This is a genomic window from Pseudovibrio sp. Ad26 (assembly GCF_001623285.1).
Classification (GTDB): domain Bacteria; phylum Pseudomonadota; class Alphaproteobacteria; order Rhizobiales; family Stappiaceae; genus Pseudovibrio; species Pseudovibrio ascidiaceicola.
Window position 1 is genome coordinate 322,888 of the sequence record NZ_LMCE01000049.1, and the last position, 23,559, is coordinate 346,446.

Annotated in this window: 25 protein-coding genes; 16 read left to right on the plus strand and 9 right to left on the minus strand. The window is 51.9% G+C overall.

Annotated elements, in window-relative coordinates; genetic code table 11:
* Positions 1–43: 43 nt before the first annotated feature.
* The 3 genes from PsAD26_RS10515 to PsAD26_RS10525 form a co-directional block, all read right to left on the minus strand.
* Positions 44–409: a VOC family protein gene (locus tag PsAD26_RS10515; protein WP_063310348.1), complete on the minus strand. Its 366-nt coding sequence runs from the start codon at positions 407–409 to the stop codon at positions 44–46.
* Between the two features lie 60 nt (positions 410–469).
* The gene (locus PsAD26_RS10520; RefSeq protein WP_063310349.1) at positions 470–1,255 is read right to left on the minus strand and encodes an enoyl-CoA hydratase-related protein; all 786 of its coding nucleotides are present in this window, start codon (positions 1,253–1,255) and stop codon (positions 470–472) included.
* A gap of 85 nt (positions 1,256–1,340) precedes the next feature.
* On the minus strand, positions 1,341–2,186 hold the full coding sequence (locus tag PsAD26_RS10525) for a LysR family transcriptional regulator (protein ID WP_063310350.1): 846 nt from the start codon (positions 2,184–2,186) through the stop codon (positions 1,341–1,343).
* Positions 2,187–2,283: 97 nt separating this feature from the next.
* On the opposite strand from PsAD26_RS10525, the gene PsAD26_RS10530 reads away from it, so the two are divergent.
* The 3 genes from PsAD26_RS10530 to PsAD26_RS10540 all read left to right on the plus strand — a co-directional run bounded on the left by PsAD26_RS10530 (position 2,284) and on the right by PsAD26_RS10540 (position 5,218).
* Positions 2,284–3,201 (plus strand): MBL fold metallo-hydrolase, encoded by a 918-nt coding sequence (locus PsAD26_RS10530; protein ID WP_208985621.1) that lies wholly within the window; start codon positions 2,284–2,286, stop codon positions 3,199–3,201.
* A 204-nt stretch (positions 3,202–3,405) separates the two neighbouring features.
* A complete protein-coding gene (locus PsAD26_RS10535) occupies positions 3,406–4,248 on the plus strand; it encodes a transporter substrate-binding domain-containing protein (RefSeq protein ID WP_063310352.1) in 843 nt (280 codons plus the stop codon).
* Positions 4,249–4,261: 13 nt separating this feature from the next.
* Positions 4,262–5,218, plus strand: coding sequence for an amino acid ABC transporter permease (locus PsAD26_RS10540; protein ID WP_063310353.1), 957 nt, complete (start codon positions 4,262–4,264; stop codon positions 5,216–5,218).
* Positions 5,219–5,238: 20 nt separating this feature from the next.
* Here PsAD26_RS10540 and PsAD26_RS10545 read toward each other — a convergent pair whose 3' ends face one another.
* A complete protein-coding gene (locus PsAD26_RS10545; RefSeq protein ID WP_063310354.1) occupies positions 5,239–5,904 on the minus strand; it encodes a hypothetical protein in 666 nt (221 codons plus the stop codon).
* Between the two features lie 25 nt (positions 5,905–5,929).
* Positions 5,930–7,510, minus strand: coding sequence for a multicopper oxidase domain-containing protein (locus PsAD26_RS10550; protein WP_063310355.1), 1,581 nt, complete (start codon positions 7,508–7,510; stop codon positions 5,930–5,932).
* Between the two features lie 556 nt (positions 7,511–8,066).
* Here PsAD26_RS10550 and PsAD26_RS10555 point away from each other — a divergent pair.
* Genes PsAD26_RS10555 through PsAD26_RS10600 form a run of 10 tightly spaced genes read left to right on the plus strand, consistent with a single transcriptional unit; the run spans position 8,067 to position 16,307 of the window.
* Positions 8,067–8,267 carry a hypothetical protein gene (locus PsAD26_RS10555; protein ID WP_063310356.1) on the plus strand — a complete coding sequence of 67 codons (201 nt, stop codon included), beginning with the start codon at positions 8,067–8,069 and terminating at the stop codon, positions 8,265–8,267.
* A gap of 10 nt (positions 8,268–8,277) precedes the next feature.
* Positions 8,278–9,081 carry a uroporphyrinogen-III C-methyltransferase gene (gene cobA, locus PsAD26_RS10560; protein ID WP_063310357.1) on the plus strand — a complete coding sequence of 268 codons (804 nt, stop codon included), beginning with the start codon at positions 8,278–8,280 and terminating at the stop codon, positions 9,079–9,081.
* Entirely contained in the window at positions 9,074–9,445 is a 372-nt protein-coding gene (locus tag PsAD26_RS10565; RefSeq protein ID WP_063310358.1) for a cytochrome c, read from the plus strand. Before cobA ends, PsAD26_RS10565 begins: the two co-directional genes overlap by 8 nt.
* A complete protein-coding gene (locus tag PsAD26_RS10570) occupies positions 9,442–10,623 on the plus strand; it encodes a cytochrome D1 domain-containing protein (RefSeq protein WP_084403634.1) in 1,182 nt (393 codons plus the stop codon). The genes PsAD26_RS10565 and PsAD26_RS10570 overlap by 4 nt, the downstream gene beginning before the upstream one ends.
* A 55-nt stretch (positions 10,624–10,678) precedes the next feature.
* Complete coding sequence (locus PsAD26_RS10575; protein WP_063302200.1) at positions 10,679–11,677, plus strand: Lrp/AsnC family transcriptional regulator; 999 nt, start codon at positions 10,679–10,681, stop codon at positions 11,675–11,677.
* Entirely contained in the window at positions 11,674–12,162 is a 489-nt protein-coding gene (locus tag PsAD26_RS29680) for an Lrp/AsnC family transcriptional regulator (protein ID WP_063310360.1), read from the plus strand. Before PsAD26_RS10575 ends, PsAD26_RS29680 begins: the two co-directional genes overlap by 4 nt.
* Positions 12,159–12,734, plus strand: a complete 576-nt coding sequence (locus PsAD26_RS29685; protein ID WP_063310361.1) for an AsnC family transcriptional regulator — start codon at positions 12,159–12,161, stop codon at positions 12,732–12,734. Before PsAD26_RS29680 ends, PsAD26_RS29685 begins: the two co-directional genes overlap by 4 nt.
* Positions 12,670–13,884, plus strand: coding sequence for a heme d1 biosynthesis radical SAM protein NirJ (nirJ, locus tag PsAD26_RS10590; RefSeq protein ID WP_063292899.1), 1,215 nt, complete (start codon positions 12,670–12,672; stop codon positions 13,882–13,884). Before PsAD26_RS29685 ends, nirJ begins: the two co-directional genes overlap by 65 nt.
* Positions 13,859–15,460, plus strand: coding sequence for a nitrite reductase (locus PsAD26_RS10595; protein WP_244271741.1), 1,602 nt, complete (start codon positions 13,859–13,861; stop codon positions 15,458–15,460). Before nirJ ends, PsAD26_RS10595 begins: the two co-directional genes overlap by 26 nt.
* Positions 15,417–16,307, plus strand: a complete 891-nt coding sequence (locus PsAD26_RS10600) for a CbiX/SirB N-terminal domain-containing protein (RefSeq protein WP_208985622.1) — start codon at positions 15,417–15,419, stop codon at positions 16,305–16,307. Before PsAD26_RS10595 ends, PsAD26_RS10600 begins: the two co-directional genes overlap by 44 nt.
* A 63-nt stretch (positions 16,308–16,370) precedes the next feature.
* Here the strand turns inward: PsAD26_RS10600 and PsAD26_RS10605 are convergent, their stop codons facing one another.
* On the minus strand, positions 16,371–17,021 hold the full coding sequence (locus PsAD26_RS10605; RefSeq protein ID WP_057463305.1) for a peroxiredoxin: 651 nt from the start codon (positions 17,019–17,021) through the stop codon (positions 16,371–16,373).
* A 98-nt stretch (positions 17,022–17,119) separates the two neighbouring features.
* On the opposite strand from PsAD26_RS10605, the gene PsAD26_RS10610 reads away from it, so the two are divergent.
* Entirely contained in the window at positions 17,120–18,019 is a 900-nt protein-coding gene (locus tag PsAD26_RS10610; RefSeq protein ID WP_063310362.1) for a LysR substrate-binding domain-containing protein, read from the plus strand.
* 45 nt (positions 18,020–18,064) lie between these two features.
* Here the strand turns inward: PsAD26_RS10610 and PsAD26_RS10615 are convergent, their stop codons facing one another.
* A complete protein-coding gene (locus PsAD26_RS10615) occupies positions 18,065–18,784 on the minus strand; it encodes a Crp/Fnr family transcriptional regulator (RefSeq protein WP_208980901.1) in 720 nt (239 codons plus the stop codon).
* A gap of 628 nt (positions 18,785–19,412) precedes the next feature.
* Between PsAD26_RS10615 and PsAD26_RS10620 the strand changes: the two genes are divergently transcribed.
* A complete protein-coding gene (locus PsAD26_RS10620) occupies positions 19,413–19,838 on the plus strand; it encodes a GNAT family N-acetyltransferase (protein ID WP_063310363.1) in 426 nt (141 codons plus the stop codon).
* Between the two features lie 28 nt (positions 19,839–19,866).
* Here PsAD26_RS10620 and PsAD26_RS10625 read toward each other — a convergent pair whose 3' ends face one another.
* Complete coding sequence (locus tag PsAD26_RS10625; protein WP_063310364.1) at positions 19,867–20,349, minus strand: hypothetical protein; 483 nt, start codon at positions 20,347–20,349, stop codon at positions 19,867–19,869.
* Between the two features lie 380 nt (positions 20,350–20,729).
* On the opposite strand from PsAD26_RS10625, the gene PsAD26_RS10630 reads away from it, so the two are divergent.
* Complete coding sequence (locus PsAD26_RS10630; RefSeq protein WP_244278203.1) at positions 20,730–21,791, plus strand: helix-turn-helix domain-containing protein; 1,062 nt, start codon at positions 20,730–20,732, stop codon at positions 21,789–21,791.
* A 43-nt stretch (positions 21,792–21,834) separates the two neighbouring features.
* On the opposite strand, the gene PsAD26_RS10635 is transcribed toward PsAD26_RS10630, so the two are convergent.
* Positions 21,835–23,499: an aminotransferase class V-fold PLP-dependent enzyme gene (locus PsAD26_RS10635; protein WP_063310366.1), complete on the minus strand. Its 1,665-nt coding sequence runs from the start codon at positions 23,497–23,499 to the stop codon at positions 21,835–21,837.
* Positions 23,500–23,559 lie beyond the last annotated feature (60 nt).

The window sequence follows — 23,559 nt, forward strand, 5'->3', positions numbered from 1 at the left end:
AAAGCAGAAATTTGAATTCTATTCTGGCGCGCGGCGCCAGCAGTTAGCCCGTCTTCTGCATCAGCTCTATGCGATTACCAAACGGGTCTTCAGTGAACTTTCTGATGTAGCCTGGCAATGGCTTGTCATCTTTCAACACGGCACCTGCAGCGGCGAGGCGATCGATGGTTTCCTGAAGATTATCAAACAGAAAGGCAGGATGAGCTTTCTTGTTTGGGGTGAATGGCTCTTCCACGCCAACATGCAGGTTAACGCTGCCAGCGGTGAACCAGGCTCCGCCACGGCCTTGTAAAGACGCAGGTTTTTCGACTTCAACGAAACCTAACAGCCCGACAAAGAAGGCGCGCGCTGTTTCCTCTTCACCTTTTGGCATGGTTATCTGAACATGATCCACTGCAATAATGCCCATAGATTTCTCCGCAATTATGGTTTTGGGAAACGCCGCAACCATTCGAGTGGGACGCAGGCGCTATTTGAAAATAGGTGAGCGCTTTTCAAGAAACGCGTTCAGGCCTTCGGCATGGTTTTCCGAATTTCCAGCCCTTCGCTGCATCTCCGCTTCCCGCACAAGCTGGTCTTCCAACGTGCTATCAGCTGATGCATGAATGAGGTGTTTGGTCATGGCATAAGCCGATGTTGGGCCTTTTGCAAGTTTAGTTGCAATATCTAGTACTTCGCCCTGGAGTAGGTCATCTTCAATGGCTTCCCAGATCAGGCCCCAATCCGCTGCGCGGTCTGCTGTCAGCGGCATGCCTGTCAGCATCAGCCCTTTAGCTCGCACCTCGCCCACCATCCGCGGCAAGTGGAAGGACGCACCAGCTCCGGGTACAAGGCCTAACTTGCTGAAAGCGTGGATGAATTTTGCGCTTTTAGCTGCAAAAACCATATCGCAGGCAAAGGCGAGACCTGCGCCAGCACCCGTGGCAACGCCGTTCACAGCACACAAAACAGGCTTTTCCATCTGGCGGATTGCGTGAATAATCGGGCTGTAATGCTGGATTAGAACATCACCCAGATCGGGCTTCTCTCCAGTGCTGTCGGGCAGAATGTCATTGAGGTCCTGTCCGGTACAAAAGGCGCGGCCAGAGCCTGTGAGGATAACCGTGCGCACTTCAGGGTTGGTGTGAGCTTGGTTCAGCGCGGTCAGCAGGTCCTGCCGCATCTCTGGCGAGAGAGCATTGAGTTTGTCCGGGCGGTTGAGTGTAATTCTCAAAACACCATCAAGCCGTTCTTTTAAAAGGGTTTCCTGCGCCATACTCTCTCGTCCAATGCAATCGATCACTCAAAATCTGCGGGGATACTAACGAATTGCTCGGCCTGCGCCCATAAGCCATTTGGTCTTACCGGTGGGCTTTTGCGCACTCTATGATGTGTTGGATAAAAGCCCGCGTGCGTTTCGGTCTGTGCTTTCGGGCTGGGGTTACAATGTAAAGCGGTACCTCAGAAATCTGCAGCGTGGTTTTTAGGTGATGTAAACGGCCTTGTTCTACCTCATGCTCACAAAGTGAAATTGGCAGCACAGCAACGCAATCCGTTGATAATGCGAGTTGTTTGGTCAAACGGAAGTTGGTGGTCTCTATCGTATGAGTGGAGGTTGTACCCACCGAGAACTCAGCTAGAAAGCCTCCCGGGTCTCGAAGAGCAAAGGAGGCAATGTTGTCTCCTGTGATGAGTTTGTGCGGTTTGCGAGAGAATAGTCCAACAGGGTCATAAGTGTAGCGCTGCGCGATCAGGGTTTCTTCTCCCGGATGCCGCGCGCGGATGGCAAGATCGAAGTGATCTGCCACGAGATCCACCGGACTGTCGCTCATATCAACGTAAAACGAGACCTTGGGATGCAGCTTGCCAAAGCTGTTCAGCAGCGCTTCTAACGTTTCTACCGGATAATCTGTTGGGACGGAAAGGCGAATGTTTCCAGAGAGTTCGTCTTTCTCTAGCAGGTCGCTTTCAGCTTGTAGAAGCGCCTCCAAGGCTGGCTCGCACTGCTGCAAAAACCGTTCACCCTCCAGCGTCAAAGAAACCCGCCGTGTGGTGCGGTGAAGCAGTTGTACGCCGAGCCGCTCCTCCAACGCTTGCACGCGAGCTGTGACCGTTGAACGGGGAATACTCAGTTGCTCTGCGGCCTCAGTGAAGGAGTTCAGGCGGGCGACGTCAACGAAGGTTTGCAACTGGATGATGTTCGTCATTATGCAATTATATCGTTTAGTGATGACAGTATTATCTGAATACTCCAGCCGCTCAGAGTTTGCTAGCCCTATGCTCCATATAGAGATAGGTGACAAGATGGACAGACGGAAATTTCTTGGTTTGAGTGGAACAACAGCACTGGTTTCTGCCGTTGGTTTGCCCGTACTGGCGCATGCCACAGTGAATGACTCGCCAGAGGAAACGCTGCAGATACAGTGGCTTGGCGGCGCTACAATGCTCATCAGCTTTGATGGAGTGACGTTCCTCACAGATCCAGCCTTTGGCGTTGGGAAGCAGGCAATTGTGATGCCGAACCCGAATGAGATGTTTGATCTCGCCAAGGGACCCAACATCAAACCGCAGCCAAGATTTGGGGCGTTACCTGCGTTTGATCTTGGAGCGGTGACTGCAACACTGATCAGTCATTCCCATCCAGACCATTTTGATGCAGCAGCAGAAGCGAAAATCGCTTCTGACATGGCGATGATCACGACAGAGCACGACAAACAAGTGCTTGTAAAGAAGGGCTTTTCCAATATCACCGCTCTGCCATGGGGCGAGCAAATGGTGTTCCCGACTAAGTCTGGTCAGATCACCATCACGGCAGTTCCCGCTGAGCATTCTGAGAATGCGGAGATCCTGAAGATCCTCGGACCGGGCAATGGGTACTTCTTTGAGTTCGTGGCCGGTGATTATCGCAGGACCATGTACTGGACTGGCGATACCTTCCCGGTAGATGATGTGATGGCCAAAGTCCAAGCCCTTGGTGCCATTGACGTTCTTGTGCCACATGTTGGCGGGGTGGGTGTGACGGGCGCTCTTGGGAAGATCAGCATGGATGCCGCAGATGTGGTGGACATGGTGGATCGCCTGAAGCCAAAACGCGTCCTGCCCATTCATCACTCCACGTTTGGGCTGTTCCTTGAACCGATCTGGAAACTGGTGCAGGCGATGGAGAGGCATGAAGCAGGTCTTGATGTCATCGCAGAAGGCAGCACGGTTCAATACCAATAGATGAAGATGTATGCGCGATGACTATTATGAGTCATCGCGCATACTGTCTAATAAGTGGGCAATCAAAAGAATAAATAGATTAGCCTTATGGATTTCACTCAGTGAAACTGAAATGTATTCATATATGAATAAATGAGAATCTCTTGTTTACCTTGGTTCTGTTGCCTAGGATCACTCGGATAATATTATTATTTGGAGGGGTAAATGAATATTATTAAATCAATCGCGAGTATTGGCCCGGTTGTCAGCGTGTCTTTGCTGGCCTTATCTCAACCCGCATTTTCCGGCGAAGTGATGGACCGCGTCATGGAGAGCAAGGTGATCCGCGTCGCGACCAACTCCGGATATCCGCCAGCTTCATTCCTGAATGCTAATGGTGTGTTTGAAGGTTATGACATTGATGTTTCAAAGGAAGTCGCCAAACGTATGGGCGCAAAGGCAGAGTTCCTGAACCCGGCTTGGGAGGCCATTACATCCGGCAAGTGGGGCGGGCGCTGGGAGATGTCCATCGGTTCCATGACGCCAACACCTGCCCGCGCGAAAGTGCTCGATTTTCCAGCAGTTTACTATTACACGCCTGCTGCGTTTTACGTGCACAAGGACGCGTCTTATGAAACGGTTTCGGAGCTGAATGGCAAGCGCATCGGGGCCAGCACAGGTTCAACCTTCGAGTACTATCTTCAGCACGAGTTGGAGCTGGACGCTGCTTATTCTCCTGCGTTCGAGTTCGCCGTGACACCGGGTGAGGTCCGCACCTATGAGGCTGACAGCAACGTTCTGGATGACCTGCGTTTGGGAGATGGCAAGCGTCTGGATGCTGGTATCACTTCGGTCCCAACCATTCTGGAAGCAATCAAGGCGAACTATCCGATCCGTATTCTGGGAGAAGCGGTGTTCTTTGAGCCTTTGGCCGTTGTGACGTCTCGTGATGACCCTGAGTTTTCTCAGAAAGTCGGCGAAATCATTGAGGAAATGCGGGCAGACGGTACCCTGGTTGAGCTTTCCCAAAAGTGGTTCGGGGCTGACCTTGTAACCACGACGCACTAGTGCGGCTGGTCCTATGACACTGCTTGTGAACCTGTTTAGCCATGCGCCCTCCCGGCGCCTGGTTTTCTTCGCGGTACTGGCGGCGTTGCTCATGGCGTTTGATCTGAGCAGCGTTGGGCAATACCTGACGACTCTTCTGAACCTTGATGTGGCCCCTGATACCGCTTCCGTGCTGGCCGCATTCGCGATTTCTGCCGTGATCACAGCAGACGTAGTGTTCGTCTCCAAATTGCCAATGAAGGTGCAAGTGCCGATCTACTGGGCGCAGCTTCTGGCGCTGTTTCTGGGGTTCTTCTACTCGTTTGACCTGTCGTTTCCGTTCATTATCGAGCGGTTGCCGATCCTGCTTTACAAGGGGCTGTTCTACACGCTCTTTGTCTCGTTTGCGTCCATCATTTGCGCCAGCTTGCTGGCATTTGCTGGCGCACTTGCCCGTCTGTCCAACTCAGGTCCAGCCTATGCGGCCTCAACGTTCTACGTCTCGTTTTTTCGCGGTACGCCGTTGTTGTTGCAGGTTTATCTGATTTATCTGGGCTTGCCGCAACTTGGCATTACGCTGGATGCAATCCCGTCAGGTATTCTGGCTTTGTCGCTCAGTTACGGGGCTTATATGACGGAGATTTTCCGAGGTGGCATACAGGCGGTTCCACGGCAACAGTCAGAAGCCGCCGCCGCTCTGGGCTTGCAGCCCTGGCAGATCATGTGGAAGGTGGTTTTGCCTCAGGCAATCCGCATCATCATTCCGCCAACGGGCAACAACTTCATCTCTATGCTTAAGGACAGTTCGCTGGTGTCTGCCATGGGCATTATGGAACTCATGTATCTGGCACGGACGCTTGGGCGCTCCGAGTTCAAACACTTTGAGATGTTGATCAGCGCCGCGCTCATCTACTGGGCGGTGAGTTTTGTCTTTGAGATGATACAGGCACAGCTGGAGAAGCGGTACTCAGCACCGCAGAAGGTTGGGTAAGCAAAAGGAAAGAGGGCCACTCAGGCCTTCTTTCTGTCGCGAAGCAAGTCATGACACTTGAGAGCGCAGTAATAGCCGATAGTGAAGAAGATGCTCATGGCAAGGACTTGTAGATAGAACCGGTCAAACGTGTTCCGGTGCAGTATCAGGTTGAGTGCATGGCCTACGTAAACGCCAAACATCATCATGGAAATTGCGAAGACGTGTATGAAGGTTTTTGCGCTTTTGGAAGCCGGATGCCCTTTGCAGTGATCCGCGAAAAAGCAAGTTACAATACAGGCGCCCACCATGATGAGGGTCATCCAGTTCAGATAAACAGCAGCTAGTGTCAGGCTGTTCATCTGTTGCATTGCCAGGTTCTGATCAATGGACAGGTCGATCTGGTGGCCTAAAATCATACCGAGCCCGCCATAAACAAACCCGCTCCAGAAATACGTGAAGAGGTAGCTGGGCATACCTGCATTTTGCAGGCTGACCATGCCTGCAAAGAATATGGCGAGAACGAAAGCAACTTCAAATACATGAAGGGTGTCGGGCCGCGTGATCATCGCGACCACAGCCAGCTGAAGCACGAGCATCACTCCATAACCAATAGGGTTGGTAAGCAGAAAATGGCTCAGAGAAAAGCTGCGCATTCGTTTTGGCTTCCGCTCGTTGTCAGGGCTGATGCCGTGTACCTCAGTCATGTGAACCTGATGTTGTCTCGGGCCGCTATTGGTTGTTGTTCCAGTCGTCTTTTTCTTTCAGATCTCTGACGACTTTCACGTGCTGCATCATGCCGCCGTCCTCATGGTAGAGCAGGTGGCAGTGCAAAGGATACTTGCCGACGAAGTCTTTGAAGCGCATGCGGAATTTCACATGCCCATGAGGTGGAACCTGAATGGTGTCTGCCCAGAATGGGAGTTCCAGGGTGTAATCCAGAGGGTCCTCGCCCTGAATCTCAAAGACATACATGGGGTTCACATGGATATGGATGGGATGCGGAAACTCGCTTTCGTTCTCCAGCGTCCACTCTTCCACCGCGTCCAGCTGGACCCAGTGATTGACCACCTCGCAACCGCCAAACTGGCCGTGGTCAATGGTGACGTTCACCCCTCGATAGTATTTCTCGGGATTGTCCAGCGTGTTTGCCTGAAAGGTCAGCGTGCGCTTGTTGGTGACTTCTTCAGGGCCAATTGGCTCCAGCAGTCCACCACGAAGGCTCTCTGGGAATGGAGGTGGAGTGGTGCGGTCAGCAGGTTCACTCGGCATGTAGATCGCGGCACCGATCTCCTCGCCGCGTTCCACTTCAATGGCAAAGAGCGGTGGGTTGTTGTGGTACTTGTAGTGCGGGATGAACTGATACTCGACTGAGTCATTCTGCACATAATAAAACGCGCCCGGAGTGGCCGCCTCGCTGATTTTCAGCAGGATAGACGCGCGGTTTGCTGGGGCAAGGCTGATGCCCCCCTGTCTGCGATAGTTGTCAGTTGGGTTGCCATCATACCCGTAAATAAACATCTGCCCGAAGAACGGGCACTCGAAGTTGATCGATGAGCGTGTGGTCGCGTTCAACAGGCGCAGATTGATCAGCTCTCCCGGTTTTACCTTGATGATCGGGCAGTACTGGCTGTTGACGGTGATGTTGTATTCACTGTTGGGGAACTTGGCGACCTGCTTCTGGTCCTCCACCTTGCCCTCAGCGTTGACGGCAATGTTCTGGAACACCATGCAGTATTCCTTCACACCCATCTCCTTGAGCTGATCATCAAACGCGCCACGCACGATAATCATACCAGCCATGCCGCTGCCAACCTGCAAGGCCACGGACCCGTGCTTGTGCGGGTGATACCAGTAGACCCCCGGAGGATGATCCGCCGGAATATCGTACTCGTAATCGTATTCCTCGCCGGGACGAATGGTCATGCAGACGTTATCTCCGGGCGACTCTGGCGTCACGTGCAGGCCGTGTGTATGGATGTTGTAGTTGTTGAACCCGTAAGGGAAGTTGATGTCATCCGGCTCGGTCTGGTCCTGTTCCGGTAATTTGTTGTGTGTGTGGATCTGCAGCTTTGAACCCGGTCTGATCTCAATGGTTGGGCCGGTCAGAGTGTTTCCAGCCTCTTTGGTAAGATCGCTTGTGAAGACCCGGGTGTAGGTTGGGACGTTGTGAGGCTTTTCAAAGCTGAAAACATTGTTGGTGTCGTATTCAACATCCAGAGTAATTTCCAGATGCTTTTTTTCAGGATCCATTACGTAAGCTGGCGGGTTTTTGATAGGGCTCAGGAAGGAAAAGGGCTTCGCCTCACTCATGTAGCGGTTCCTCACGTCGGCAGCACTCAAGTGCTTGTTGGCTTTGATTTCAAACTACTGAGGATGGGGGAGTGGTGGAAACGTTGCTTGGCAACGGGGTTAAGGTTCCGTTAGGTAAAAAGGTTGGTTCCAATCTGACTTTACGTTTATTCCCTAACCGCGCACTCCGTGCAGCTCTGGGTGGGTGCCAACTTGCCGTTGTCAGGAAGTAAATACCTGAAACGGAATCTCTTTCTCCTTTTTAGAACGATTATTTTTTGTGGGAAGTCTACGTATTTTTTGCCTGCGCGTGACCTATGTCAATTTAGCTGGGATATCACCACATGCGGTTGCAATTCAGTGAAATTTCTACACACATCAACCTATTGAAAAATATGCAAATAATAGCCTTTCATGAGGCGCTCACAATAACTTGACGATGGTCAATGTAAGAAGCTCGAGGGCAAGCTTACATAACGATGCCGGGTAAGGTTCGTTTCTATTGGAGTTTATGGTGTCGTTTAAATCAATTCTCCGTTTTTTGGCCAGTATCGCGCAGAAATGCGCAGTCAGCGCCGTGGCTGTAAGCGCTCGTAAGAAGCCAGCAGCATTTGATGACAACACTCTCAATTACGAAGGTGCCATCAAAGACGAACCCCTGATTGCTCCTTGGGGCAAGTTCTATGTCTCTAACACCTTAAAAGACATCGGTTCGGCAACACTCCAGATCACCAGAGGGGCGCGGATTGCCCCTCTATTTTCGCCAGTTTCGATTTGAGGAATGAGTTATGAGAGGCATTGGTAAGGTCAGTCTGATTGGCGCAGGACCGGGTGATCCGGATCTCCTGACAGTGAAAGCTCTGAAGCGCATTCAGAACGCTGAAGTCGTTGTTTACGATCGATTGGTCTCTCAGGAAATTATGGATCTGGTTCCGCCCAAGACAGCTCTTTATCCTGTCGGAAAGAAGCCAAAGAGCCATCCGATCCCTCAGGAAGAAATCAACCAGTTACTCGTTGATCTCGCCAAAGAAGGTAAGCATGTTGTGCGCCTTAAAGGTGGGGATCCGTTTATTTTTGGCCGCGGCAGTGAAGAAGCTGCTGAATTGGTCATTGCCGGCGTCGACTATGAAGTCGTGCCAGGCATCACAGCTGCGCAAGGCTGTGCCTCAAGCCTAAACCTACCACTCACGCATCGCGGCCTTGCAACGGGGCTTAGATACGTAACCGGGCATTGCCAGAAAGATGTACCCCTCGATCTGGATTGGGCCAGCCTTGCGGACCCTAACACCACCCTTGTGATCTACATGGGCCTTGCTGCCATCGCCGAGATTTCTACCAAGCTGGTAGAGCACGGCATGCCCGCAGATATGCCTGCTGTTGCGATCTCGAAGGGCACCACATCGGAAGAGCAGAAAGTGTTCGGCACACTCACCACAATCGGTGAGCAGGCCAAGGCAGCTAAACTACCAGCGCCGACACTGTTCATGATTGGTGATGTTGTAGGTCTGAAAGACTCTCTGGAGCTGCCGTCCTTCTCCGGCAGTGAGGCAAAATGGGGCGATAGACCTCATCTGGAGGTTATCAATGGCTAAGACAGAGCGGAGTGCGCAAAACCCGCTGCGTTCTTTTCTGAAGGCTGGGTTGCTGGCGCTTCCGTTGCTGACTGGAGCGCCAATCGGAGCTCTCGCCGACGAAGAGGCTCTCAAGATTATCGATCGCGAAAAGCTGACAGATTTCGTGCAGCAGGACTGCGGGTCCTGCCACGGTCTGACGCTTGAGGGCGGTCTTGGTGGGCCAATTCTTCCAGAAAATCTGGAGCATATGGACTCTGATGTCATTCAGGAAGTGATCCTTGGCGGACTGCCAGGGACAGCGATGCCTCCATGGCGCGGCTTCCTTACCGAAACTGAAGCGGCCTTCATTGCGGAAGGCCTTAAAACAGGAGCATTCAAGTGAAGACGTTTTTTGCTGCCGCAGCCTTAGGTGCGGGTCTTTTATTTGCTTCTGCAGCCAGTTCTGACGACCTGCGCGCCACGGGCGATCTGGGTCTGATTATCGAACGAGCCACAGGAACAGCCCTGATTGTCGAAAGCACAGACCGTACTGTGCTGGCTCAGGTAGAGGGTTTGGGCAACCTCTCACACGCCTCCGTCGTTTACTCGCGAGATGAGCGTTATGCCTACGTGTTTGGCCGCGATGGTGGCCTGTCCAAAGTGGATATGCTCACCGGCAAGCTGGTCGGCCGCGTCATGCAAGCTGGCAACTCCATCGGTGGTGCTATCTCTGATGATGGCAAGCTGATCGCAGTCGCCAACTACAAACCGGGCGGCGTGAATGTATTTGATGCGGAAACTCTGGAGCTGGTCTCCGAAGTGCCTGCGATTTATGACGAAGTGGGCAATCAGTCGAAGACCATTGGACTCGTAGATCTGCCCGGTCGTCGCTTTGCCTTTTCCCTTTGGGATGGTGAGCAAACATGGATTTTGGACTATTCCAAGAGCCTGAAGCCTGAGATTACCAAACTCGAAGACATTGGTGTTTTCCCGTACGACGCGTTGGTCACGGGTGATGGCCGCCACTACATCGTTGGTTTGTTTGGTGAAGACGGTCTTGCCCATGTTGACCTTTGGAAAGAGCCGCTGAAGGTTGAGCGCATCATGGATGGTTACGGCAAGGGGGAAGAGCCTCTTCCGGTCTACAAGATGCCGCATCTGGAAGGCTGGGCGAAAGCCAATGGCATGTACGCACTGCCAGCAATTGGTCGCCACGAAGTTCTGTTCATGGATGAGCGTGATTTCACTGAAGTTGATCGTGTGAAAGTGCATGGCCAGCCGGTGTTTGCCATGGCACGTCCTGATGGTCGTCAGATCTGGGTAAACTTTGCGCCTCCACACAACGACACCATTCAGGTGATCGACATTTTGGAACGCAAGATCATCAAAACGATGAAACCGGGGCCGGGCGTGTTGCATATGGAGTTCACTCCACGCGGCAACGAAGTCTGGATGTCCGTTCGTGACAAGAATGAAATTCATGTCTACGACACAACGGATTTCTCCCTGAAAGAAGTTCTGCCAGCGGAAAAACCAAGCGGCATCTTCTTTACTTCACGTGCACACCAGCTGGGGCTTTAGCCCCCGGCTTTCCCAGGGCGGCGCTGGCCGCCCGAGCGATTGGGGAGTTTGCGATATGAGCGCACAGCTGAGTGATATTGATCTTGTATTGGTGGACAAGTGGCAGCATAATTTCCCGCTTGTTCCTAAGCCATTCAATCTCATAGCCCGGGAAACCGGGGTGGACGCTTTAGACGCGATCAGCAGTTACGAACGGCTGGTCGCAAACGGCGTTATTTCGCGCATTGGCGCGGTACTGGCTCCAAATACAGTGAGCGCAAGTTGTCTGGCTGCCGTGTCTGCACCTCCACACTTTGTGGAAACGGCAGCGCAGCTCATCAACGATGAGCCGGGGGTCAATCATAACTACCTGCGTGAGAATGATCTCAATATCTGGTTCGTGGTTGTTGAACGGGATCGGGTGACGTTAGAGGCCACGCTCGCCCGTATTGAGCAGAACACCAATCTGGTGGTTCATGCTTTTCGGATGGAAAAGGCTTTCCATTTAGATCTGGGGTTTTCTTTGACAGAGCAGCGGCTGGAAAAGAAGACCCCCGTGCTTCCTCCTGTAGACATGTCAGTGCTGGAACCGGGTGATATCGACCTGCTGGAAAAGCTGTCTGATGGCATTCCGCTCTCGGACCGCCCGTTCCTGCGCATTGCGTTGAAGCTGGGTCGCTCGGAAACCTCCGTGCTTGAAAGGCTGAAGGTGTTACAGGATGCTGGCATCATTCGCCGGTTCGGTGTGGTCGTGCGGCATCGGTCCATCGGTTACAAGGCGAATGCGATGACGGTCTGGAATGTTCGTGATGAGCATATTGATGACGTTGGTGCCACATTCTCTGCTGACCCGATGGTGAGCCTTTGCTACCAGCGCAACAGAGAGATGCCGCTTTGGCCATACAACTTGTACACCATGACCCATGCGAACAGTCGTGAAGAGGCGCTGGAGGTCATCAACCGGCTCTCTACCATGGCTACGCAGCATGTGATGAGCAGCGATGTGCTGTTCTCCACCAAGTGCTTCAAGCAACGTGGTGCCCGCCTGTCTCGCAGTGTTGGAGTAAGTGCATGAGCACAGATATTGCCCACCTCAATGAACCTGCCAAGGTGCATCTGGATGGTCTGGACCGCAAGCTGATCAACCGCTTGCAAGATGGTCTACCGGTTGTCTCCAAGCCGTATGCAGCGGTTGCAGAGGAACTGGGCATTGCGGAAGACTTGCTGCTTGAACGCCTGAAATGGCTGCTTAAGACGCGTATACTCACTCGTTTCGGGCCTATGTTCGACATCGCTCAAATGGGCGGGGCGTTCTGCCTGTGTGCCATGGCCGTGCCGGAAGAGCGCTATGACGAGGTGACTGAACAGGTGAACTCGTTGGAAGAGGTGGCGCACAACTATGCCCGTGATCACGAGCTGAACATGTGGTTCGTGCTTGCCACGGAAACCCCTGACGAAATTGAGAGTTGTGGGAAACGCATTGAAGAGCTGACCGGAATCCCGGTCCGGCTATTCCCGAAAGAGCGCGAGTTTTTCATTGAGTTTAAGGTTCCAGTATGAGCACGCATAATATCGACGAATTCTCCGAATTTGACCGTGCTCTGGTGGCTGCGCTGCAAGAAGGTTTGCCGCTAGTTTCCGAGCCATACGCGCAGATTGCCCACCAGCTTGGCGTGAGTGAAGAACTGGTGCTGGAACGCGTTGCTTCCATGAAAGAAAACGGTGCAATTCGTCGTATTGCGGCTGTGCCAAATCATCGCGCCCTTGGCATGCGTGCCAACGGTATGTCCGTTTGGAATATCGTTGATGAGGACGTTGAACGCATTGGACAAATGATGGGTTCTCTGGACTTTGTGTCCCACTGCTATCGGCGCCCAAGATGGCTACCCACATGGCCGTACAATGTCTTTGCCATGGTGCATGGAAAGACTCGCGAAGAGTGTCTGACTTTAGTCAAGGAAATAGAGGCGCTCATAGGGACATCATGCAATGGAAATGATGTCCTGTTTTCGACAAAAACCCTGAAAAAAACAGGACTTAGACTTCGTCGCAGAGGGGAGAGCCCGCGTGTTTCGTCTGACCCATTATCTCAAAGCTCTAGCGGATCCGTATCCACTTCCACCAGCGCGTAAACCTGCTGGTCCGGTTGTTATCTGGAACTTGATCCGCCGTTGTAATTTGAAGTGCAAGCACTGTTATACAACCTCAGGCGATGTAGATTTTCCCGGCGAGCTTTCAACCAAGCAGGCCTATGAGGTTATTGATGACCTGAAGGGCTTCCGCGTCCCGGTTATCATCTTCTCTGGTGGTGAGCCGCTGATGCGCCCGGATATGCTGGAGCTGTCGGCCCACGCCAAACAGCTTGGCTTCTATACCGCCCTGTCCACCAACGGCACGCTTATCGACAAAGATATGGCGCGTAAGATTGGTGAGATCGGTTACGACTATGTTGGCATCTCACTGGATGGCATCGGCAAAGTGCATGATGACTTCCGCGGCATGGATGGTGCGTTTGACCTGTCCTTGCAAGCAGTGCGTTACCTGCGCGAGGAAAACGTGAAGGTTGGCCTGCGCTTTACATTGACAGAAGACAACGCCGATACGCTCGATGACTATCTGGACTTGTGCGCTCGCGAGAAAGTAGACAAAATCTACCTGTCTCACCTTGTCTACGCAGGACGCGGCAACAAGAACCGTGGCGAAGATGCGCACCTGAACGTGACCCGTAAAGCCATGACCCACCTGATTGAAAAGGCTTGGGAAGATGTGCTGGCTGGCAAGTCCAACGAATACGTGACCGGCAACAACGATGCGGATGGCATCTACCTGTTGCAGTGGGTGCGTGAGAACATGCCGGAAAAAGCTGGTTATCTGGAAGATATGCTGGAGCGCTGGGGTGGCAACGCCTCTGGTGTAAACATCGGCAACATCGATAACACCGGCAAAGTGCATCCGGACAGCTTCTGGTGGCACTACACAATCGGCAACGTGAAAGAGCGCAAGTTCTCCGAGATTTGGCAGGATGTATCCGATCCGGTCATGGCTGGTTTGAAGCAGACCCCGCGCCAGATCAAAGGTCGCTGCGGATCTTGCCAATACTTCAACATCTGTAACGGCAACACGCGCGTACGCGCGCTGCAGCTAACGGGCGACCCTTGGGCGGAAGATCCATCCTGTTACCTGACGGATGAAGAGATCGGCCTTGGGGATGCAAACCACCAGCGCGTTGAAACAACACCATTCCGGGGAGCTCGTCATGAAGCCAAACACGTTTATGCCTAAACTCGCCGGAGTTTTGCTGGCAACCTGCATGTTGGCAGGCGCTGCGGAAGCACGCGGTAAAAAGCTTGAGCTCTATCCGGTCTCTGATGCCACAAAGGGCACCTATCAGGAGCTTTGTGCGGAGTGTCATGGTGGTGACCGCTTAGGCGGCATTGGCCCTGCGCTCATTCCGGAAAGCCTGAAGCGTCTGCGCGTAAGTGCTGCGACGTCGACCATCAAGGATGGTCGTGTCCACACCCAGATGCCAGCTTTTGGGGATCAGCTCAACGATCAGCAGGTTGCTGATCTGGTGAATCTGGTAAAGACTCCATTGGGTGCGATGCCGGTTTGGGGTGAAGAGGAAATCAATGCGACCCGTGTGTTCAACGAGGACTACAAGCCCGTTGAAAAGCCGGTTTATGAATCCGATCCGCTGAACCTGTTTGTGGTCGTTGAGACTGGTGATCACTATGCCACCGTCATGGATGGCGATACGTTTGAACCGCTCACCCGCTTCAAAACCCAGTTTGCACTGCATGGCGGCCCTAAGTTCACACCGGACGGACACTACGTGTTCTTCATGTCCCGTGATGGCTGGATCACCAAGTACGATATGTGGGCGCTGAAAGTGGTTGGCGAAGTGCGCGGCGGCATCAATGCCCGTAACATCGCGCTTTCCCGCGATGGCAAGCACATCGCACTGGCAAACTACCTGCCACATTCTCTGGTGATGTTGTCTGCTGAGGACCTCACCGTTGAGAAGATCTTTGATGCAGAGTCTTTGGGCGGCGAAACCACACGTGTTTCTGCAGTTTATCAAGCACCAGAACGTGACAGCTTTGTTGTTGCCATGAAGGATGTGCCTGAAGTCTGGGAAGTGGCGACCAATCCAAAGGCAGAGCCTGAGTTTGATGCCTATGTCGATGCCGAGAACTACGGCAAGGATGGTGCGAAACCAACATCTGAAGGTTTGTTCGCCCTGCGCCGTATTCAGGTTGATGCGCCGATGGACGATTTCTTCTTCGACCAGTCCTACAAACACCTGATGGGATCGTCTCGTGACGGGAAGAGCGGTGTTGTGGTGGACATGGATGAAGGCGCGACCATTGCCAAAATCGATCTACCCGGCTTCCCGCATCTAGGCTCCGGCATCAGCTGGGAGTGGCAGGGGAAACCAGTGATGGTGACGCCGCATCTGAGCGAGAGCAAGATTTCTGTGATCGACATGTCCAATTGGTCCGTATTGAAGACACTTGATACGGCGGGTCCGGGCTTCTTCATGCGATCTCACGAAAACTCCAAGTACGCTTGGGCGGACGTGTTCTTTGGTCCAAACAAGGACCAGATGTACGTGATCGATAAAGAAACGCTTGAGATCGTAAAGACGCTGAAACCGCTCCCGGGTAAAACCGCTGCTCATATCGAGTTTGACCGTGATGGCAGCCACGCCATTCTCTCTATCTGGGAAAATGACGGCATGATCATCATTTATGATGCGAAAACGCTTGAAGAAGTGAAGCGCATTCCAATGAGTAAGCCATCTGGAAAGTACAATGTCTGGAACAAGATCACCTTCTCCGCTGGTACAAGCCACTAGCGACCTGGCACTTGTTCTTGCTGCTCATGGCGATTTGGGCGGCAAGGGCGCCGACAATACACCAGGCCACGTGCGCCTGAAGAATGCTCTGGCGCCCTTACTGCCCGAACTGGATGTGGTGAGTGGGGTGATGAAAGGAACCCCGCCACTACAGGAAGTAGTCGAAAGCCTCCCGCACGAGCGTGTGCTTGTGCTTCCTCTCCTCTTAAGTAACGGCTACTTCTGCAAAACAGTCCTGCCTCGCCGATTGGGGCTGGACCCAAACCTGCAACAACAGAAAGAAGGTGCATGGCAAAATCTGAACCGAGACGGGCAGTATATCAAGCTGTTACCCCCGCTTGGTGTATTGCCCTTCCTACCTGATCTGGTTTCACAGAGTATTCAAAGTACTCTGGCACCAAACAGCAAAAGCACGTTGTTAAAGCCGGAACTCGACCGGGAAGTGCTGATCGTTGCCCATGGCTCGACAGTCGGACCGGAATCACGGCTTTGCGCGCTTCAACTCAAAGAGCGTCTGGAAAGTCGTTACGGTTACAAGCAACTTCGCGTGGCATTCCTCTCCGAGGAACCCTTCGTCGAGAAGGCTGTCCTGACACTTTCCGAAGATGCAGTCGTTGTTCCGCTGTTTGCCAGTGGAGGCTTACACGGCCAGGAAGATATCTCCAAAATTATGGAGAGCGCTCCTGCGGGATGTAAACTTGCACCGGTAATTGGCTGTGAGCATGCTCTTGCGCAGCACTTGGTCAGCTATCTGCAAGAAATTGGCTTAACTCGTGGCTTCGCCAACCAAAGAGTTGCAGTGCTACGAGATTTGCCCACACAGCCTACAAGGGCTGCTCTGAGATAACTCTGATTTTTGAGTGAGATGTTCAGGCAATTTGATCACCTGAACTCCGTCTCAGGTTTCGTATTAAGCAGGCACATCTTTCTTAGAGAAGTACCAGTCAACGTATTCATAACCAGCTGATTTACGTGTTTCAGCCAGATCCGCTGTTGCTGGCGGAGGCACGATTACTTTGTCACCAGGCTGCCAGTTTTCGGGAGTCGCAACACCGTGTTCGGTAGATGTTTGCAAGGCTTTGATCAAGCGTAGGAACTCATCAACTGAACGCCCGTTGGTCATTGGGTAGTAAACCATCGCCCGCAGAATTCCTTCAGGATCAATAATGAAAGTTGCGCGAACAGCTGAAGTGTCTGAGGCTCCGGGTTGGATCATGCCGTAGGCTTTGGCGACCTCCATTGAAAGGTCAGCAATGATCGGGAAGGGGATGTGAACGCCAAACTTCTCCTCGATGTTTCGCATCCAGGCGATGTGTGAGTAGTGACTGTCGATAGACAGGCCAAGCAATGCTGTATTGAGCTTGCCAAAATCTTCTGCTGCATTCGCAAAAGCAATGAATTCGGTTGTGCAGACAGGCGTAAAATCCGCTGGATGCGAAAAGAGAACCAGCCATTGGCCTTTGTAATCACTCAGTGATTTCGTGCCATCTGTTGTTGGGGCCGTGAAATCTGGTGCTGGTGTGTTCAGCTGCGGCAATGTGATGATAGTTTCTTCTGACATTTATTTTCCTCGGGCTCAATTGATTTGATAAATGCAGAATATCGATCTATGTTAATTAGTGAAATTGATTAATAATAATACAGTGATCTAAAAATCATATGAGTCATCTACCAAGCCTTCGCCAGTTGGAGTTTCTGGTCGCCCTTGTTGAGGAACAGCATTTTGGCAGGGCAGCAGAAAAATGTAATGTGAGTCAGTCCGCTCTAAGCACAGCGCTTAAAGAGCTGGAACAGAACCTTGGTGTTCATCTGGCAGAAAGAACCAAGCGTTCTGTCACTATTACACCACTGGGCAACTTTCTGGCTGATCGTGCGCGTCACATTCTGCTTGATACAAAAGCCTTTGTAGATTTTGCTGCGGCGAACTCAAAGTTCCTGTCTGGAGACATGAAACTGGGTGTGATCTCTACAGTTGGACCTTATCTGCTTCCCGGGATTATGCCGCAGCTTCGGAAAAAATTTCCGGACCTTCGCCTCTTTATCAAAGAAGGCATTACCCATGATCTGTTGGCGGCATTGCAGAGCGGATATCTGGATGCGGTTTTGTTAGCGCTTCCATTTGAGATAGGCGACCTTGTTCATTTTCCATTGTTTGAAGATGGATACAAACTGGCCGTCACACCTCAACACCCACTTGCGAACCGGCAACATGTAGACGGGCAGGACCTGACAGATACCAAAATGATGTTGTTGGAAAAAGGGCATTGTTTACAACAACATGCCCTGTCTGCATTTTTACCTGATGGCCCGGTTCAAGATAGCTCATTTGAAGCGACGAGCCTCTCCACTCTGGTGGGTATGGTGGCGGAAGGGCTGGGAACAACGCTTCTGCCTGACGTCGCAATCACTGCCGGACTGACAGATAATTATGATGTATGCCTCATCGATGTAGATAAGGCATTGCCAAGAGAGATAGCGCTTGTGTGGCGAAAAAGCTCGCCGCGAGGAGAGGAGCTACAACATCTTGGCACGTTCATCAAACAGGCCTATGAGGGATAACTCCCTTGGAACAGGCGAACGAGTAAATTCAATTATCGCAATGTCTTAGCCGTGGCTTGAATGCATAACCACTGTGCGTTCCTGCTCTACCAATGTGCGCAGAACCTGAACGTTGGAAATGATCGCCCGGTTTTGCTTGACCTCGACGCCATAGCTTTTCAGCTTCTGGAATGCACGAGACAGACTTTCCGGTTTCATGCCCAAGCGACCGGCAATGAGCGCTTTATCGTAAGGCAGCACCAATGTGCAGGAACCAGCTGGCTCTGTGCTGAGGTTCAATAGGAATTCAGCAACGCGCTGTGCGCCCGTATGCGTCTTCAGCCCTTCAATCTGCAACACGAGTTGATGCAGGTGCATGGACAAAGATGACATCATTGCCAGCGCGATGTTCGGATCTGCTGCGATTGAGTTGGCCAGGTGGGCCACTGGAATGCAGAGCACCACACTATCCGTAACCGCTTCACCAGAGGCTGGATAGTTTGAGTTTGTAAAGGCAGCACCTTCAGCGAAGGTTTGCCCACGGGTGAAAACCCCTACAACGGCTTCATCACCGCTGCTTGTCGCGCGAAAAACTTTGACCCATCCTTCCAGCACGATAAAGAACGCATCTGCCTTATCATCCTGAAAAAAAATCATCTCACCGCGCGAGACAGATTTTTTGGTGGCACCCCGAAGCAGCTGTTCTCTTGCCTCGGTACTCAACCGTTTAAGCAAGGGAATTTCAGCGAGCTTCTCCACTTCACTGCTAACTATTGTAGTAGACATTTTTACAGACCTCTCCCACGATCAACCCAATCGTACTGTTGCGTAGATGAAGGACGTTGATCTAACGCAAGTGTTTTTGCGCAATTGGCACCTTGCAGTTGTCCTTTTGAAAGCAAAAAGGACCTAACGAAAATCAAGGAAGTAGAGAACTCAGAGGATTAGGGTCCACTATAGGGAAGGTTTTCACCCAGTGAAGAAACTTGCCTTTTTGGCTCAATAATATGTTTAAAACTGTCTCCGAGCGTGCTTTTCGCTCGAGATTGACGATGAATCGAGCCTGCTTGATGGTGAAGACGCGTCCGGAATGAGAAACGGGCAACGGTTGCGTCTTCACCATCAAGTTCCCAAGCCAGCTAATATTTTCCGGAAATCATGAGTTGCGAAACTGCTCCTAAATATGTGCACCTGAAGCCGCTGTTTGAGGTGCCTTGACATTGCGCAACTGAGGTATAGATTGCCAGCTCTTATATGTTTCACAGGAGATTTGATGTCCCGGATCTGAGGGTTCAAAGAAGAACCCCTTCGCATGCTTTTAACTTTAAGACCGCGCAGCTTGCACGGCCGGTTTTGCATGCCTTCATTTTCAGAACATCAAGCGCCGATTAACGGCACTCTTCAGGACATAGAAATGATCCGTAAATTTGAAACTCGTGACACCGAGTCCATTGTTGACGTCTGGCTCAAGGCCAGCAAACTTGCTCACCCTTTTCTGAGCGACAGCTTTTTAGCCCACGAAACCGAAAATATTCGAAACCTGTATCTGCCCAACGCCGAAACCTGGGTTGTTGAGATAAATGAGGCCGTTGTCGGGTTCATTGCATTGCTTGGCAATGAAGTGGGCGGGCTGTTTGTGCACCCTGATTTCCACGGGCAGAAGCTTGGGAAGGCTTTGATGGACAAGGCCACCTCGCTTCATGACAGCGTTGAACTGGAAGTTTTTAAGCACAATCCAATCGGGCGTGGCTTTTATGCGCGCTACGGATTTGAAGAGATGCATGAGGACTTCAACGAGGATACGCAGCAGTTGGTCATCCGGCTGAAGTATTCTGCGTGAACTGACACAAAGATGAAGGAGAGGGCGCTTAGCGCTCTCTCCGGTTCTCAGAGAATTTTTGGAAGATGACACCCATCACCATGGCCATACCGACATGTCCGATGAATGAGGACTGCGTATAGGCGCCAAAATCCATCATGAAGCTTCTGCCGATGAAGGGCGCGAGCATGCCCTGTGCGATGTACCAGAGCAGCACACCAGCAACGACGCCTGAGAGCCAAAGTCGAAGCCTGGTGACTTCATACACGGCAAACACCGCAAGTGGGAAGACGACTGCACCAACGGAGAAGTGGACGATGAAGGCAACACTATAGGGAATGGTGAGGCCGAACAGTTTGGTTGCCAAGGCCCTGATAAGATAGGCGGGTTCCAGCACAGGGCCAAACAGAATGGGTGAGACAAACCAGGCATAGGCTTCAAAGGCGACTTCGCCGATGACACCAGCCAGTAGCAAAGCAGGCAATACGTTTCTCAATGAAGAATTTGAGGAAACAGAACTATCCAAAGCCATTGGGAGATCCTTAAGATGCTCGATGGGGAAGCGCACGAACTAAGATATGTGCAGTGAGCACTTCTTTAGGTGTGATTTTGGAAGGAAGAATGCAAGACGGCCTCGTTCCCAGTTTAATCACATTACGTTCACCTGAATGAGAGGCGAAGCGCCAGAAACCGGTACTTGGGGTCTTTTCGTCGTTGTGCTCTCTTCATGCATCAATGCAAGTTTCTCAGGAATAAAGTTAGTTTTCAGAAGGTTCCAAACAAAATGCACAATGATCTGGACGCCACGTCATTGTTTGGGTGGGGCTTGGAGATATATACAATTGCTATAAGGTTTTAGTAAAAGCACGTATTACTTGTGCTGGTTTTACAAGGACAGTTTCTTTGAGTGAGGTGGATCTCATTGATGGAGCGCCGATGGTGGAAATTTCGGAGCCTATTCCTCAGGCTGTGTTTTCCGTTGACGGCGTTGCGCCAGATGAGCGCTTCTCTCTCTGGAAGGAAAGTATCTCCTTCATGTTTCAGGTGGAAGCAGACCATGCCGTTAGGTCGGATGCGTTCACCGCCGAAGTAGATGCACATATGTTTGGGCAAATTATTCTGGCCCGGACAAAAAGTAGAAAGCAGTATTGGGAGAGGAGTGAACTGACCATTGCAAAAGATGGAATGGATCACTTCATGATCCAACTGTTCGAAACAGGAGACATGTTTTACGAACATGAAGGTGCACAACATTCTGTTGCACAGGATGGCCTCATCATTTTTGATTTAGCCAGGACATCAAAATCCTGGACCAATACATTTTCAAACCTATCCCTGATTATTCCCAGGGAGTTGCTCGAACCTAAACTGGTCTATCCAGATGGGCAGCATATGCGGAGATTACCTGCCGCGCAGCCCATGGTTCAGCTTCTTTACAGTCATATTAAATCGTTGAAAGAGTTGTCGGGTCAACTGAGCTTGTCACAAGCTGCAGATATTAACCCGGCAACGATTTCACTCATCGTTGTTTGCCTCAACAGCACGTCTGAAGGCGTTGTTCTGGTGGATGCAAACAGCCATGCAGCGCAGATTATGTTGGCTAAGCGCACAATCAATGAGCAACTGTCGAACCCGGATCTGTCGCCAGAAACTGTGGCTATAAAAGCAGGTATCTCGCGGTCAAAACTTTATGAGATGTTCCGCAATTACGGCGGTGTGAAAAGGTTCATTCTGGAGCAACGTCTCAAGGGCGCAATGATGGCGCTCATCAGCAACAGTAATACCCATCGCTCAAACTCAGAAATCGCATTTTCCTTCGGCTTTGTCTATGAGAGTACCTTCAGTCGTGCTTTCAAAAAACGCTTCTTTATGACCCCGACTGAAGCCCGAAACTCTGCGGGTATCGCCTGGTCGCGAGCCATATCCTCTCCAGATGTCGATAGACGCTATGAGGATTGGGTGAAGTGTTTGTGAGGTGTCACAGGCGACGGTCTGTCTCCGTCGCCTTGGCTTCTTGTTAAGCCACAGCAACGTCTTGTGGGCGGACGAACCAGCGGAGTTCTTCTACTTTTTGCGGCTGAATGACGTTGTAGCGTTCCTCAGTGCTGTGGTTACGCAGGAGTTCGGCTTCAGCTGCTTTCATTGTCTCAGCCAGAGAAGGGCGCTCTGATTTTTCTGCGGCTTCTGGTAGTGCGTTGAAATCGAGTGTTTCGAGAGACGCTGCGAGTTCTGTTTTGTGGTTTTGGTAGCGCCAGACAGCGCCGTTTTGGTCGAAGCGATAGAATGGCAGCAACTTCCAGCCGTGCTCCGCAACCAACTCAATAGCCCGTACCAGATACTCGAAGGTGTCTTCATCAATAAAGTAGTTGAAGTTGAGGCGGATCCAACCCGGACGCAGGATCATGTGCCCTTCCACCAGTTGCTCCTCCAGTGCCTTACTGTAGTGCATGTCCATGCCAAGCAAGGTGTGACCGTATGGACCTGCGCAGGAGCAACCACCACGAGCCTGAATGCCGAACAGGTCATTGAGCAGCGCCACAATGAAGCTGTAGTGCAGGTCTTTGCCTTTATGGGTGATCTTCAGCGAGGTGATAGACAGGCGTGGTGCCTCAGTGTTGCCGAGTATCTCGATGTTCTCGCAGTTTGACCAACGCGCGACAGCTCTGGACACAAAGCTTTCTTCCCGACGCTCAATCTCATCAGTACCAACGGCTTGCTGAAGCTTAAACACCAGTCCCGCCCGCACAGATTCAATGATAGCTGGTGTACCACCTTCTTCGCGGCGTTCTGCGTCAGCCACGTAACGATGATCTTCCGGTGTTACGTACATGACGGTGCCGCCGCCCGGCATTGCTGGCACCCGGTTCTTTAGAATTGCGTCGTTGACGATCAAAACGCCCGGTGTGCCCGGTCCACCAACAAATTTGTGGGGTGACAGGAAGATGGCGTCTTTGGAGCTGTCGCCCTGCTCATCGCATGTGCCAGCCATATCGATGCCTACATACGGGGCCGCAACGGCGTAATCCCAGAAGGAGAGCGCGCCGTGTTTGTGAAGCAGGCGGGCGACGGTGTCGACATCTGTTTTGACGCCGGTGACATTTGAGGCCGCCGAGAAACTGCCAATCTTGAGGGGGCGATCTGCGTGCTTGATGAGCTGCTTTTCAAGATCGTCCAGACAGACCTGACCACCTTCGCAAAGAGGGATGGAAACCACGTCTGCGATGCTCTCGCGCCATGGCAGCTCGTTGGAGTGATGCTCGTAAGGACCGATGAAGACGACGGGGCGTTCCTCCGCTGGTATCTGCTGTTCAAACTTGTAGCGTGCGCTTAGGTCTGCTGGCAGTTTCAGGTTGAGAACGTCGATCAGTTTATGGATCGCAGAAGTTGCACCGGAGCCGCAAAAGATCACGGAATGACTGTCGTTTGCGTTGACCGAGGAACGGATCTGCTGGCGGGCTTGCTCACGCAGTGCGGTTGTCTGCGCTCCTGTGTAGGAGGTCTCTGTATGGGTGTTGGCATAGTAGGGCAGAACATGATCCCGGATGTAATCCTCAATCATGCTCAGCGAACGGCCAGAGGCTGTGTAATCCGCATAAACCAATGGCTTACGACCAAATGCCGTGGTGATGGCTGCGTCCTCACCAATCACTGACTTCCTGATTTTATCGATCAAATTACACATGCTTGCCCCGTCCCTTAATTCCGTCTCATCAGTTTCTTGTTATCGCGAGCACTCTCTAAG